12 protein-coding genes are annotated in these 13,537 nt (G+C 61.0%); 7 read left to right on the forward strand and 5 right to left on the reverse strand.

What is annotated here, in order from left to right; genetic code table 11:
• The first annotated feature begins 106 nt into the window (after window positions 1-106).
• Window positions 107-979 (forward strand): LysR substrate-binding domain-containing protein, encoded by an 873-nt coding sequence (locus ACI512_RS11615; protein ID WP_236380449.1) that lies wholly within the window; start codon window positions 107-109, stop codon window positions 977-979.
• A gap of 1,216 nt (window positions 980-2,195) precedes the next feature.
• On the opposite strand, the gene ACI512_RS11620 is transcribed toward ACI512_RS11615, so the two are convergent.
• Together ACI512_RS11620 and ACI512_RS11625 are read right to left on the reverse strand one after the other, a co-directional pair.
• Window positions 2,196-2,810 (reverse strand): NAD(P)-dependent oxidoreductase, encoded by a 615-nt coding sequence (locus ACI512_RS11620; RefSeq protein ID WP_231830189.1) that lies wholly within the window; start codon window positions 2,808-2,810, stop codon window positions 2,196-2,198.
• Window positions 2,811-2,843: 33 nt separating this feature from the next.
• The gene (locus tag ACI512_RS11625) at window positions 2,844-3,710 is read right to left on the reverse strand and encodes an MBL fold metallo-hydrolase (protein ID WP_236383578.1); all 867 of its coding nucleotides are present in this window, start codon (window positions 3,708-3,710) and stop codon (window positions 2,844-2,846) included.
• A gap of 104 nt (window positions 3,711-3,814) precedes the next feature.
• Here ACI512_RS11625 and ACI512_RS11630 point away from each other — a divergent pair, with 104 nt between their 5' ends.
• Together ACI512_RS11630 and ACI512_RS11635 are read left to right on the forward strand one after the other, a co-directional pair.
• Window positions 3,815-4,720, forward strand: a complete 906-nt coding sequence (locus ACI512_RS11630; RefSeq protein ID WP_236383576.1) for a LysR family transcriptional regulator — start codon at window positions 3,815-3,817, stop codon at window positions 4,718-4,720.
• A 100-nt stretch (window positions 4,721-4,820) separates the two neighbouring features.
• Window positions 4,821-4,997, forward strand: a complete 177-nt coding sequence (locus ACI512_RS11635; protein ID WP_012722801.1) for a hypothetical protein — start codon at window positions 4,821-4,823, stop codon at window positions 4,995-4,997.
• Between the two features lie 43 nt (window positions 4,998-5,040).
• Here ACI512_RS11635 and ACI512_RS11640 read toward each other — a convergent pair whose 3' ends face one another.
• On the reverse strand, window positions 5,041-5,919 hold the full coding sequence (locus tag ACI512_RS11640) for a helix-turn-helix domain-containing protein (RefSeq protein WP_093547008.1): 879 nt from the start codon (window positions 5,917-5,919) through the stop codon (window positions 5,041-5,043).
• A gap of 189 nt (window positions 5,920-6,108) precedes the next feature.
• On the opposite strand from ACI512_RS11640, the gene pobA reads away from it, so the two are divergent.
• The gene (gene pobA, locus ACI512_RS11645) at window positions 6,109-7,293 is read left to right on the forward strand and encodes a 4-hydroxybenzoate 3-monooxygenase (protein WP_236383580.1); all 1,185 of its coding nucleotides are present in this window, start codon (window positions 6,109-6,111) and stop codon (window positions 7,291-7,293) included.
• Between the two features lie 66 nt (window positions 7,294-7,359).
• Window positions 7,360-8,877: an MDR family MFS transporter gene (locus tag ACI512_RS11650; protein WP_236383573.1), complete on the forward strand. Its 1,518-nt coding sequence runs from the start codon at window positions 7,360-7,362 to the stop codon at window positions 8,875-8,877.
• Between the two features lie 466 nt (window positions 8,878-9,343).
• On the opposite strand, the gene ACI512_RS11655 is transcribed toward ACI512_RS11650, so the two are convergent.
• Together ACI512_RS11655 and ACI512_RS11660 are read right to left on the reverse strand one after the other, a co-directional pair.
• Window positions 9,344-10,183: a cache domain-containing protein gene (locus ACI512_RS11655; RefSeq protein WP_231810480.1), complete on the reverse strand. Its 840-nt coding sequence runs from the start codon at window positions 10,181-10,183 to the stop codon at window positions 9,344-9,346.
• 50 nt (window positions 10,184-10,233) lie between these two features.
• Window positions 10,234-11,004, reverse strand: a complete 771-nt coding sequence (locus tag ACI512_RS11660; RefSeq protein ID WP_231810483.1) for a transporter substrate-binding domain-containing protein — start codon at window positions 11,002-11,004, stop codon at window positions 10,234-10,236.
• A 343-nt stretch (window positions 11,005-11,347) separates the two neighbouring features.
• On the opposite strand from ACI512_RS11660, the gene ACI512_RS11665 reads away from it, so the two are divergent.
• Entirely contained in the window at window positions 11,348-12,718 is a 1,371-nt protein-coding gene (locus tag ACI512_RS11665; RefSeq protein WP_405121809.1) for a glutamine synthetase family protein, read from the forward strand.
• Between the two features lie 101 nt (window positions 12,719-12,819).
• Window positions 12,820-13,419, forward strand: coding sequence for a class I SAM-dependent methyltransferase (locus tag ACI512_RS11670; RefSeq protein ID WP_231810487.1), 600 nt, complete (start codon window positions 12,820-12,822; stop codon window positions 13,417-13,419).
• The last annotated feature ends 118 nt before the right edge of the window (window positions 13,420-13,537 follow it).

Raw genomic sequence — 13,537 nt, forward strand, 5'->3', positions numbered from 1 at the left:
CGCTCTTGTTATGGATTCGAGGCGCTATTGGAGCGGCTGGCCGGTAGCGACAACAATCGATAAAAAGTCATACTAGCCATGTCCTCACGTCATGGCTCCGCCCGTTATGAAACGCCTCCCGCCACTGCCTGCGCTGCACACCTTCTGGGTCACGGCCCAGTGCTGCAATTTCACCCGCGCCGCCGAGCAATTGCACATCACCCAAGGCGCGGTGAGCCGGCAGATTGCCGGGTTGGAAAGCCATTTGGGCTACGCGCTGTTCCAACGCCAGGCGCGGGGCTTGAGCCTGACCGAAGAGGGCCGCGAATGGTCACTGCGCGCCCACCAGGTGTTCGGCCTGATCAGTGAGGCAGTGGAGCAGATCGGCAGTCGCCGCCAGACCCTGCAACTCAAGGCCTCCACCTGTGTGATGCGCTGGCTGCTGCCGCGCCTGATGCAATGGCAGAGGGAGCGCCCCGACGTGCCGGTGGAGCTCACCACCACCGTGGCCTACACCGTGGACTTTCGCCGTGAGCAATTCGACGCGGCGGTGATCTATGCGCCCATCGCCGAGCAGTCGGCCGAGGCCCGGCACCTGTTCGATGAGCAACTCACCCCGGTCTGCGCGCCGGCGTTGCTCGATGGCTTGCACACGCCGGCCGACCTGCAGCAACAGGTACTGCTGCACCCCACGCGCGATGAGCGGGATTGGGCGTTGTGGCTGAAGGCGGCGAATACGCGGCTGAACAATTTGAGCCAGGGGCATCATTTTGAAACGCTGGATCTGGCGATGACGGTGGCGTCCCAAGGTTCGGGCGTGGCGATTGGCGACAGTGCGTTGATTGGCGAGGATTTGAAAGCGGGGCGGTTGGCGACGCCGTTTGAATTGAGGGTACCGACGGGGATGGGGTATTACCTGGTGTATCCACCGGACACCAAACCATCGGCGGGGCTCGAAGCCTTAATGGTTTGGTTAGTGAGCCAAGCACAACGACCGTAGCGCTGAAGATCAACTGTGTTGTGTCAGTAGCCGACGGTGAAGCGTTCGGTGCGAGTGCTTGTGCGATTCAACGTTTCCAGCAACTTGAAGATCCCAATGTGGGAGGGGGCAAGCCCTCTCCCACAGTTTTAACCGCGTTGTGTCAGTAGCCGACGGTGAAGCGTTGGCGGGAGTGCTTGTGCGATTCAACGTTTCCAGCAACTTGAAGATCTCAATGTGGGAGGGGGCTTGCCCCCGATAGCGGTGGTTCAGTCAACGATATTCCAACTGAACCACTGCCATCGGGGGCAAGCCCCCTCCCACATTTTTAACCGCGTTGTGTCAGTAGCGACGGTGAAGCGTTGGCGGGAGTGCTTGTGCGATTCAACGTTTCCAGCGACTTGAAAATCCCAATGTGGGAGGGGGCTTGCCCCCGATGGCGGTGGTTCAGTCAACGATATTTCAACTGACCCACCGCTATCGGGAGCAAGCCCCCTCCCACATTTTTAACCGCGTTGTGTCAGTAGCCGACGGTGAAGCGTTGGCGGGAGTGCTTGGGCGACTCCACGTTTCCAGCGACTTGAAAATCCCAATGTGGGAGGGGGCTTGCCCCCGATAGCGGTGGTTCAGTCAACGATATTCCAACTGACCCACCGCCATCGGGAGCAAGCCCCCTCCCACAGTTTTAACTGCGTTGTGTCAGTAGCCGACGGTGAAGCGTTGGCGCGAGTGCTTGTGCGATTCAACGTTTCCAGCAACTTGAAGATCCCAATGTGGGAGGGGGCTTGCTCCCGATGGCGGTGGTTCAGTCAACGATATTTCAACTGACCCACCGCTATCGGGAGCAAGCCCCCTCCCACAGTTTTAACTGTGTTGTGTCAGTAGCCGACGGTGAAGCGTTCGGTGCGAGTGCTTGTGCGATTCAACGTTTCCAGCAACTTGAAGATCCCAATGTGGGAGGGGGCTTGCTCCCGATGGCGGTGGTTCAGTCAACGATATTCCAACTGACCCAACGCCATCGGGAGCAAGCCCCCTCCCACAGTTTTAACTGTGTTGTGTCAGTAGCCGACGGTGAAGCGTTGGCGGGAGTGCTTGGGCGACTCCACGTTTCCAGCGACTTGAAAATCCCAATGTGGGAGGGGGCTTGCCCCCGATGGCGGTGGTTCAGTCAACGATATTCCAACTGACCCACCGCCATCGGGAGCAAGCCCCCTCCCACAGTTTTAACTGCGTTGTGTCAGTAGCCGACGGTGAAGCGTTGGCGCGAGTGCTTGGGCGATTCCACTTCGTCGATCAGGGCAATGGCATAGTCGGCAAAGCTGATCCAACTGCGGCCTTCAGTGCTGACCAGCAGATCATCCTGGCCTACACGGAATGTGCCGGTGCGTTCGGTTTCAACGAACTCCGCCGACGGCGACAGGAAGGTCCAATCCAGCTCTTTTTCCTGACGCAGTGCTTCGAGAAATGCTGCGCCGGCACTGGCTTCGGCCTTGTACTCTGCCGGGAAACCCTCGCTGTCGATCACTCGCCCGCCACCCGGCAGCAGCAGTGAACCGGCACCGCCCACTACCAGCAGGCGTTTCACCCCGGCTTTCTTCACCGGCGCGATCACGGCGTTGGCGGGCAGGGTAGCGAAGTGCGCGGCGCTGATCACCACGTCGCTGCCGCTGATGGCCTCTTGCAGCGCATCTGCATCCAGTGCATCCACTTGCTTGACGGTGACACCCGGGCGCGCCGCCAGTTTGTCGGTGTTACGCGCAATCGCCACAACGCTATGCCCACGACGCAACGCTTCTTCCAGCAGTTGGCTACCGGCACGGCCGGTGGCCCCAATGATTGCAATCTTGCTCATGACGTTCTCCAGTACGTTAGGGTTTAACACCGTTCACCACTTCATTTCGCCCTTGGCGACTTTAGCGCTCAACTCCAGCGAGCTTTCGTCGGCGAGGGTGGGGTAACGCTTTTTCATGGCCGCGATCAGGGCGGCGGAGTCCTTAGCCTTGGCGGTCTCGGCGTCAAAGGCCTTGATGTAGTTGGCGGTAAAGGCCACGGATTTCAGAGACGGTGTGCCCAGGTAATGGCCTGGGATCACGGTGCGCGGCTTCAGGCCTTCGATGCGTTGCAGGGTGGCCAGCCAGTCTTTATGGGATTGCGCACTCTGGGTGTCGGCCATCCACACGTGAATGTTTTCGGCGACCACTACGCCACCGACCACGGCCTTGATCGACGGGATCCACACAAAACTGCGGTCCGGCTGCGGGCCGTCCAGGCCGATTACGTCCAGTTGCTGGCCTTCGAGGCTCAGGCTGTGGCCTTCGAGTACCTGCGGCACGAGGGTTCGGGCGGGTTTATCGGCGCCCATTTTCGGGCCCCAGAACGCAAGCTTGCCGTCCACGGTCGCCTTGATGTGCTCGACCACCGGTTGCGGGGCCAGCACCTTGGCGTCGGGGAAGGCGGCGGTGAGGGTATCGAGGCCGAAGTAGTAGTCCGGGTCGCCATGGCTGATGTAGATGGTGGTCAGGTGTTTGCCGCTGGCGCGGATCTTCTGTACCAACTGTTCGGCCTGGCCCTTGCCGAATTGGGCGTCCACCAGGATCGCGTCCTTGGCGCCGCTGACCAGCACCGAGCTGACCGGAAAGATCGCGGCCTCGCCTGGGTTGTACACCTCCAGAGTCAGGTCGGCTGCTGCCGCATGGGCAGCGAAGGCCAGGGCGGCGGTCGCGAGGGTAAAGCGCTTGAAAGTTGAGAACATCGGTCAGCTCCAGCATCGGTAAGGGATGCACAGAGCTTAGTTGCACAAAACCAGACTAAAAATGCGATGCTGGGACATAGTTTGTTTCTGAAATCGGGCAGATCATGGATCGTCTTCAAGCAATGCGCGTGTTTGTCACGGTGGTGGACCTGGGCAGCCAGTCCGCCGCTGCCGATCATCTGGACCTGTCGCGCCCGGTGGTGTCGCGCTACCTGGCCGAGCTGGAAGATTGGGTCGGCGCACGCCTGCTGCACCGCACCACGCGCAAGCTCAGCCTCACGGCGGCCGGCGGTGAAACCCTGCCACGTTGTCGGCAATTGTTGGAATTGTGTTGCGATATGCAGGCCGCCGTCAGCGAGCCGGATGACGCGCCGCGTGGTCTGCTGCGCCTGAGTGTCAGCGCCTCGTTCGGCCAGGCGCAATTGGCCGAGGCCATCGCCGAGTACGTCACGCGCTACCCGCTGGTGACTGTCGACCTGCAAATGCTCGATCGCACGGTGAACCTGGTGGATGAACGCATCGACCTGGCCATCCGCACCAGCAACGACCTGGACCCCAACCTCATTGCGCGGCGCCTGACCGTGTGCCGCTCCGTGGTGTGTGCCTCACCGGCCTATCTGCTGGCGCATCCGGCCCCTCGGAAAGTCGAGGAACTGGCCGCGCATAACTGCCTGACCCATTCCTATTTCGGCAAAAGCCTGTGGCATTTCGAAGAGGGTGGCGAGCACGTCTCGGTACCCATCAACGGCAACATCACCTCCAACGAAGCCAGCACCTTGTTGCGAGTGACGCTGGCCGGGGCCGGGGTGTCGATGCTGCCCACTTACCAGGCCGGTGATTACATCCGCCGTGGCGAACTGGTGCGTCTGCTGCCCGAGGCTGAGCCTCGGCAGATGAACATCTATGCGGTCTACGCCTCGCGCAAGCACATGCCGTCGGCACTGCGCAGCCTCTTGGATTTCCTGGTGCTGAGGTTCCCGGAAGAGCCTGCGTGGGATGTCGGTCTCTAGGCCGACATAAACGTGTTGAATGTCGCCCGATAATGGCAACTTGGCCTGGTTGACCTATGCTTTAGACAGCACCGTGTAGATCCGCTCAGAGGTCTTTGCCATGAGCATTAAAACCAGAAAGTACCTGATGATTTTCAGCCTGTGTGCCATTGCCAGCGCACTGTACGGGACTGCCGCCTACCGCGTGGAGCAGACCCGTATGCAGCCCACCTTTGCGATCAGCTGCCATCAGGATCAATGCGTTCCCCATACTGGCAGTTTCAGCGCGTTGCGCTAAAAATGGCCCACAGGGGATGCAAAGGTGGCAGCCGCGCCCACCGTTAGCGCTGCGGTGTTTCGGCCTTGAGTTGTTCGCGAAACGCTTTGGGCGAGAACCCGACGCGTCGGCGGAACAGCCGAGAGAAGTTGGTCGGGTCGGAAAACCCCAATACTTCTGACATTTCATTGATGGTCATGCTGGTGTAGGTCAGCAGGCGCTTGGCTTCCAGCAATTGGCGGTCGTGCATGATCTGCAGTGCCGGCTGCCCACCCAATTCCCGACACGTGCCGTTCAGGTGTGAGACCGAGATGCCCAGTTTGTGGGCCAGGTCTTCGATCTTCGGGTGTTCGCGGTAATGCTGCTCGACTAATTGCGTGAACTTGCGAAAATACTCGCGCCCCCGTGGCGCCCGTGGGTGGCGACGCTGGATGGCTTGGCGGCTGATCCACACCAGCAGCACGCTGACCAGCGCATGCATCATCATGTCCCGCGCCGGTTGTTCGTCGGCGTATTCATCCTGCAAACGGGCGAACTGGCTGTTCAGGTAATCACTGTCCTTGCCCGCCGGGTAGTTGCCCAGCGCCTGTAAACCGTCGACCGTGGTGCCCAACTGAGTTTGCAAATGGCTGACCAGCGGCGCCGCGAGCGTCACCACGTAACCTTCGACATCCTCGGAAAAACGAAATCCGTGCACACACAGCGGCGGCAATACCTGCAATGTCGCTTCGTTCAACGTGGAGCGCTGACCTTCGATTTCCAATTCTGCCTGGCCTTTGTGCACATACAGCAACTGGCACAGATCCGCGTGCCGGTGGGGCTGGATTTCCCACTGGTATTCCCGACTGCGCCGGGAAATGGTTTCACAGTGCAACAAATCGGGCGTCGGCCATTGCTGGTTTTCCCCGTAAAGCTTGAAGACCGGAATCGCGGTTTTGGTCATGGTTTCAATCCGATACCCAGGAGAGTGGTGCGGTAATCGCCCCGATTGGCAAAAAGCGCAGGCTTTGGCTCAGTTTTCACCTTCTTATGCTGGCCACTCAAGTGAAAAATGTCAGCTACAAGACCACTGACAATTCTTTCACCCTATCCGTTCGGGTGAAGCATGCGGGCGATAAAAATAATGAAAACGCTGAAAACCCAAGTCGCCATTATCGGCGCCGGTCCCTCGGGACTGTTGCTCGGCCAGCTGTTGCACAATGCCGGTATCGAGACCCTTATCCTAGAGCGCCAGAGCGCCGATTACGTGCAAGGCCGCATCCGAGCCGGCGTATTGGAGCAAGGCATGGTCGACCTGCTGAGGCAGGCGGGCGTCAGCCAGCGTATGGATAGCGAAGGCCTGGTGCATGATGGCTTCGAGTTGGCGCTCAATGGCCAGCTTACCCATATCGACCTCAAGGCACTGACCGGCGGTCAGTCGGTGATGGTCTACGGCCAGACCGAAGTCACCCGCGACCTGATGGCCGCCCGCGCCGACGCTGGCGCGATCACCCTCTACGAAGCCCGTGACGTGCAGCCCCATGGCCTCAAAAGTGATCGACCCTGGCTGACGTTTGAGCATCAGGGCGAAGCCTTTCGCCTGGAGTGCGACTACATCGCCGGGTGCGATGGTTTCCATGGTGTGGCGCGTCAATCGATCCCGGCGGAGTCACTCAAGGTCTTCGAGCGGGTCTACCCCTTCGGCTGGCTGGGCATCCTTGCCGATACACCGCCGGTGCACGCTGAACTGGTGTACGCCAAGCACCCGCGTGGCTTTGCCTTGTGCAGCATGCGTTCGCCGACCCGCAGCCGCTATTACCTGCAGGTGCCGGTGGACGAACCGATCGATGAATGGCCCGACGCACGCTTCTGGGATGAACTCAAAACCCGCCTGCCCCGCCACCTCGCCGAGGACTTGGTCACCGGCCCGTCGATCGAGAAAAGTATCGCGCCGCTGCGCAGTTTCGTCGTGGAACCGATGCAGTACGGGCGCCTGTTCCTGCTGGGGGACGCCGCGCATATCGTGCCGCCCACCGGCGCCAAGGGCTTGAACCTGGCGGCCAGCGATGTGAGCACGCTGTATCGCATTTTACTCAAGGTCTACGGCGAAGGGCGGGTGGACTTGCTGGAGCGCTATTCCGCCATCTGCCTGCGGCGGGTGTGGAAAGCCGAGCGGTTTTCCTGGTGGATGACCTCGATGCTGCACCAGTTTCCCGAGGCGGACGGCTTCAGCCAGCGCATCGCCGAGAGTGAGCTTGAATACTTCATCCACTCCGAGGCGGGGCGCAAAACCATCGCAGAAAATTACGTCGGACTTCCTTACGAAGCTATCGAATAGCCTGCTATCGTATCGAGCATTCCCGCGGGCCGCCTTTTCCCGCGGGCCTTGCTCGAAGGTCCTGCCGTGACGCACCTCAATCAGCCCGCTCCGTCGCTGCCCGCCGTACGCAGCATCCTCGCCTCACTGATGATGGCGATCTTCCTGGGGGCCTTGGACCAAACCATTGTCGCCGTGTCCATGCCCGCCATCTCCGCGCAGTTCCACGACGTCAACCTGCTGGCCTGGGTCATCTCCGGCTACATGGTGGCGATGACCGTGGCGGTGCCGATCTACGGCAAGCTCGGTGACCTCTACGGGCGCCGGCCGATGATGCTGATCGGCATGGGCCTGTTCACCCTGGCCTCGCTGTTCTGCGGCATGGCGCAAAGCATGGAGCAACTGGTGCTGGCGCGGATCCTCCAAGGCATCGGCGCCGGCGGCATGATCTCGGTGAGCCAGGCGATCATCGGCGACATCATCCCGCCCCGCGAACGCGGGCGCTACCAGGGCTATTTCAGCAGCATGTACGCGGTGGCCAGCGTCGCCGGGCCGGTGCTCGGCGGCTACATGACCGAGTACCTGTCATGGCGCTGGGTGTTCCTGATCAACCTACCCTTGGGCGCCGGCGCCTGGTACGTGGCCCATCGCACCCTGGTGGGGCTGCCGGTGCCGCAACGCAAGCCGATCATCGATTACCTCGGCACTGTGCTGATGATCATCGGCCTGACCGCCTTGCTGCTGGGCATCACCGAAATCGGCCAGGGCCACCCTTGGCGTGACGACGAAGTGCTGGGGCTGTTGCTGGCTGCCTTGGTGGCATTGACGTTATTCGTGTGGCACGAGCGCCGCGCACGCGAGCCGTTGCTGCCGATGCATCTGTTCGCCAACCGCAGCGCGGTGTTGTGCTGGTGCACGATCTTTTTCACCAGTTTCCAGGCGATTTCCCTGACGGTACTGATGCCGCTGCGTTATCAGACGGTGACCGGCTCCGGGGCCGACAGCGCGGCCCTGCACCTGCTGCCGCTGGCCATGGGCTTGCCGATGGGCGCCTATTTTGCCGGGCGCATGACCTCCGTGACCGGACGCTATAAACCGATGATCCTCAGCGGCGCATTGCTGAGCCCCTTCGCCATCCTCGGCATGGCCCTGAGCGCCCCCCAGGCGGTTGGGCTGACGGCGATGTTCATGCTGCTGTGCGGCATCGCTGCCGGCATGCAATTCCCCACCTCGCTGGTAGGTACGCAAAACTCGGTGGACCAGCGCGACATCGGCGTCGCCACCAGCACCACCAACCTATTCCGCTCCCTGGGCGGGGCAGTGGGGGTAGCGTGCATGTCGGCACTGCTGCTGGCGCTGCTGCAGGATTCCAGCTTCGCCCACCTGGCCAACGGCGCAGTGGTGGCCGAAGGCAGTTCCGGCAACGTACTGCTCGACGGCCTCAACGCCGCCCCCGGCCCCGCGCAGGACGCCCTGCGCGGCGAGTTGGCCGTGACATTCCGGCATTTGCTGATGGTCAGTGCCGCGGTGTCACTGCTGGGGCTAGCGGCGGCAATCGCAATGCCGAACCGAGTGCTGCGCGGCCGTGAGGACAAGGCAAAATAAACTGCCCAAACGCTTGTAGCCCTGCACTAACTACGATGCGAAGCGAGCCGCTCTTGATCGTGACTTTGATCTAGCTTTTGATCTCAGGCGCCCCGTCAAACACGCTGGCCGGAATTCGACAGGGATTTGGGGGGTAAACCGGCAGGGATGCCGGTTTAGCCGCCCCGCGCCATGGATGGCGCGTGGCGGCGGCCCCCCAAATACCTGTCGGATTACGGGCACACCGAGCGTGAGCGAGGTGCCGAGTGTTGGGGCGAAGCGTTTTTGGTTACTTTTGGCGCTCTTCCAAAAGTGACCCGCTGTAAGAGCGGAACCCATAGTGGCCGTTACCTAAATAACGGATATGTACCCGGTCTTATCCAACATCCTAGTCATCTGCCAGGCCGCCTTCGCGAGCAAGCCCGCTCCCACATTTGGATCGCAGAGTTACCGTTAGATTGAGCAGCCCCCCACAGTCAAAGCCCCATCAAGGGCTGTAATAACCCACAGCCACCATAAAATGCCCAGCCTTGCGCACATACGCATGCTTATTCTCAACCCTGTCAGTCACCGGATTCTTCCAACGGTACTTGTATTCCCCCTGATCCTGCTCCGCCATCATCCTGAGAATCGGCTCCCCCACCGGCTTGCCATCCGGATCCTTGATCTTGCTGAAGTCAGTATTCACCAGCCGCAGATTAGTGCCATGGGCCACATAGCGCTGGGTATTCAGGTCGACCACAAACACATAGAGATCATCCTGCAAGAACCCCCCCTGCAATGAGTTAATGGCCTTGAGCGTACCGCTTTCATCCTTGAGCAACGCATTCACCGCCTTGTTGCGCAAGGCCCTGGCCTGTTCCGGCGTGGCCCGAGGCAAGTAATAACCCACCGCCAGGATGCGTTCGCCCACACGCTGATAAAACACGTGTTTATGCTCGACCTTACCATCGTTCCAGTTCTGCCAGCGGTAATCGGCCTGCTGGATGCCCTGGCCTTCCGGACGCTTGAGCGCGTCCTTGAACGACTCACGCAAATCCGGGCCGAGCACTTCAGACACATCGCGGCCGATCAAAGCGGAGGAGGGCCCACCACTGGCCAGCAACACGCCCTGGGTGTCGACCACGAACACATAGCGGTCGTGGTCGACGAATTCGCCCTGCCGGCTGAAGGCGGCAAACGCCTTGTCGCCGTTGCTCTTGTAGTAAGCCAAGGCTTTTTCCAGCAATGCCTTGGCCGCCTGCGCGTCCTCGCCCTGAGTCGTAGCGGCGTGCACCTGGCTGAAACACAACAGCAGCAGCCAGGTGAGTCGGAGCAATCCCTTCATGGCCCATCCCTCGTTATTGTTGGTGTGACCACAGCGTAGACGCCTGTGGCTCAAGGCGCCGCCAGCCATTGATTAACAATGCCGTCATACACCCCGGTGGCCACGCTCAAGTGCAACCACTGGTCGACATAGCTCTTCCACGCCACATCATCACGCGGCAGCAAAAAGGCTTTTTCGCTGTACTGCATCTGCCGCTCCGGGTTGACCGCGCACAGGCCTGGCTTGAGTTTTTGCTGGTAACGCGCTTCGCTGGCGTCGGTGATCATCACGTCGGCCTTACCCGCCAGCAGCTCGTCGAAGAGGGTCACGTTGTCGTGCAAACGTATTTGCGCCTTGCCCAGATGGGTGCGGGCGAACACTTCGTTGGTGCCACCCGCCGGTTCGATCACGCGCACTTGGGGTTGGTTGATCTGCTCCACGGTTTGATAGCGCTGTACATCGGCGCAGCGCACCAGTGGGATCTTGCCGTCGACGCCCAGGGTTTGGCTGAAGAAGGCTTTCTTCTGGCGTTCCAGGGACACCGAAATTCCGCCCACGGCAATATCGCAGCGCTGGGCCAGGAAGTCCGGCATCAGGGTCTTCCACGTAGTGGGCACCCATTGGATTTTAGCGTTGAGGCTTTTTGCCAGGGACTCGGCCATGGCGATGTCGATGCCTTCATAACTGCCATCGGCGCGCAGGGACGTGTAAGGCTTGTAGTCGCCGGTGGTGCACACCGCCAGCGTGCCGCGCTGGAGTACTTCGTCCAGGCGCGAGGGGGCGGTGTCGGCCAGGGCGCTGGTCGCCAGACCGAGTACACACAGGGCTAAAAGAGCTTTCATGCGGTCGAGTCCTTGGGGCATGTCGAGGGCGCTCATTATTTCCAGCGCGGGGCAGGGTGGCAAGGTGCGTCGAATGTTTAGCCAAGCTGCAACCAAACTCCGTCAACCCTGGATTTAAACACCTATACAGGCGTGTGACGCTCGCGCTTATCTCTCGCACTGTGATTCCCGCATGGACGGCTCCTCCGACACTCACCCCGCGACACTGCCGTCCGATCTCGCGTTCTGGGCCCTGTTCCACTGCCGACACGCACGCCCACCAGACACCTTATTCCTACGTTGATCCATCCCCTGGATGGCGCGCGCCTGTGCGCCTGCCCGACACATACGTATGAGAATGCCCATGAGTGTTTTTGCCAGTCTGCACGAAGCCCAGTCTTTCCTCGAACAGCACCCGGACATCGAAATGTTCGAGCTGTTTATCCTCGACAACAATGGCGTGCCGCGCGGCAAGTTGTTGCACCGCGATGAGTTGCTGGCGGTGTATGAGAGTGGTCGGCCGCTGCCCAGCACCATTCTTGGCCTGACCATCAACGGCGACGACGTGGAAAACTCGGGGCTGGTCTGGGAGGTGGGCGATATTGACTGCCGCGCCTACCCGATCAGCGGCAGTTTGCAGCGCATGCCGTGGCGGCTGATCCCCACTGCAGCGGTGCAAGTCAGCATGCATCCGACAGAAGGCCTGCCCGCCACCGTGGCCGACCCCCGGCATTTGTTGGCCAAGGTGATCGACGGCCTCAAGGCCGATGGTTATTACCCGGTGATGGCGGCGGAACTGGAGTTCTACCTGCTCGACCAGAAGCTCGACAGCAATGGCCGCCCGCAACCGGCGCGCGATGTGGATGGCGGGCGCCCGCGCTCGACCCAGGTCTACGGCCTGCGCGAACTGGAGCAGATCGAGCCGTTCCTCGCCGACCTCTACAGCGCCTGCAAGCTGCAGGGCATTCCTGCGCGCACGGCGATTTCCGAATACGCGCCGGGCCAAGTGGAAATCACCCTGGAGCATCGCACCGACGCCCTGCAAGCCATGGACGAAGCCGTGCGCTACAAACGCCTGGTCAAGGGGGTGGCACATAAACACGGGATGACCGCCTGCTTCATGGCCAAGCCGTTCGACGACCTGGCCGGCACCGGCATGCACATGCACGTGAGCCTGGCGGATGCCGAGGGCAACAACCTGTTCGCCAGCGAAGCCGTCGACGGCACGCCGCTGCTGCGCCAGGCGGTGGGCGGCATGCTTAGCACCTTGCTCGATTCACTATTGATGTTTTGCCCCAACGCCAACTCCTACCGCCGCTTCCAGGCCAACAGCTATGCGCCGCTGGCCGCCACTTGGGGCGTGGACAACCGCACCGTCAGCCTGCGCGTACCGGGCGGGCCGGCCAATTCCCGGCATATCGAACACCGTATCTGCGGCGCCGACGCCAACCCTTACCTGGCCGCGGCGGCGATCCTGGCCGGCATCCATCGCGGCATCCGTGAACAACGCGACCCCGGCGCCCCGGTAGAAGGCAACGGTTACGCCCAGGCCAAGGAATTGCTGCCCACCGACTGGTTGACCACCCTGCGTGCCCTTGAAGATTCACGCTGGGCGCGAGAGGCATTCGGCAGTGAATTCCTCGGCGTGTACCTGGCGGTAAAACGCGCCGAATACCGTCAGTTCATGGGCGAAGTGGGCGAGCAGGATTGGCGTTGGTACCTGCACCCGGCGTGATCAGGTTTACGGCAGTGAAGGCTTCGACCTTTTTTTGACATTGCAGTGGTTAAGCTGCGAATCAAGGTCGTTCACTACCGTTCAACCCACATGAGCCCGCGATGTCGCCACAATCACCTTCCTCCATCGAGATCGAATACGCCGAGCGTTGCGACCGTGAGCACGCCAGGGTCTGCGGCGAAACACATCCGCCCGGGCTGCGACAGCGCCTGGCGTCGTGGCGCGACGAATGGATGGTGCGCCAGGCGCTGAAAGTCGCCGGTGAACCCGGGCTGTTGCTGGACCTGGCCTGCGGTTCGGGGCGCTTCTGGCCGGTGTTGGCCGAACACGTCAACCGGGTGATCCTGGCCTCTGACAATTCCCAGGACATGCTCGACCACGCCCGCACCCACCACCCCGTGTCGTTGCTCAAGCGCATCAAGACGTTCCAGGGCTCGGCGTTTTCCATCGGGTTGTCGGCGAATGCGGTGGACTGCATTTTCTGCCTGGAATTGTTTCGCCATGTACCTAGCAGCGAAGGGCGACTGGCGTTGCTGCGCGAGTTTCACCGGGTCAGCCGCGACACGGTGATTGTCTCCGTGCCTTCTCGTACCGCCGTAGAGGACGAGTTTCGCCAGTCCGGCTTCAAGGTCCTGCATCATCAGGAATTCATGCCGGGCTCAAGCCTGTGGCGGGTCTATGTGTTACGTAAGAGAGGATAAGTCCCGCCTGTCGGACTATTCTTCACCTCCTGTCTGAGTTTTCATGGTCGCCTGTGCACTGCGAATGCTCGCAAGTCCCTTTCGCGATATATACTGCGCGCCATTCTTCAAGGGAGAG

The organism is Pseudomonas petroselini, from assembly GCF_045037875.1.
Lineage (GTDB): Bacteria > Pseudomonadota > Gammaproteobacteria > Pseudomonadales > Pseudomonadaceae > Aquipseudomonas > Aquipseudomonas petroselini.

What these genes read in the sequence shown, in the direction of transcription:
- ACI512_RS11615 (WP_236380449.1), top strand. Translation starts at nt 107, where the DNA reads ATGAAACGCCTCCCGCCACTGCCTGCGCTGCACACCTTCTGGGTCACG.
- ACI512_RS11620 (WP_231830189.1), bottom strand. Translation starts at nt 2,810, where the DNA reads ATGAGCAAGATTGCAATCATTGGGGCCACCGGCCGTGCCGGTAGCCAA.
- ACI512_RS11625 (WP_236383578.1), bottom strand. Translation starts at nt 3,710, where the DNA reads ATGTTCTCAACTTTCAAGCGCTTTACCCTCGCGACCGCCGCCCTGGCC.
- ACI512_RS11630 (WP_236383576.1), top strand. Translation starts at nt 3,815, where the DNA reads ATGGATCGTCTTCAAGCAATGCGCGTGTTTGTCACGGTGGTGGACCTG.
- ACI512_RS11635 (WP_012722801.1), top strand. Translation starts at nt 4,821, where the DNA reads ATGAGCATTAAAACCAGAAAGTACCTGATGATTTTCAGCCTGTGTGCC.
- ACI512_RS11640 (WP_093547008.1), bottom strand. Translation starts at nt 5,919, where the DNA reads ATGACCAAAACCGCGATTCCGGTCTTCAAGCTTTACGGGGAAAACCAG.
- ACI512_RS11655 (WP_231810480.1), bottom strand. Translation starts at nt 10,183, where the DNA reads ATGAAGGGATTGCTCCGACTCACCTGGCTGCTGCTGTTGTGTTTCAGC.
- ACI512_RS11660 (WP_231810483.1), bottom strand. Translation starts at nt 11,004, where the DNA reads ATGAAAGCTCTTTTAGCCCTGTGTGTACTCGGTCTGGCGACCAGCGCC.
- ACI512_RS11665 (WP_405121809.1), top strand. Translation starts at nt 11,348, where the DNA reads ATGAGTGTTTTTGCCAGTCTGCACGAAGCCCAGTCTTTCCTCGAACAG.
- ACI512_RS11670 (WP_231810487.1), top strand. Translation starts at nt 12,820, where the DNA reads ATGTCGCCACAATCACCTTCCTCCATCGAGATCGAATACGCCGAGCGT.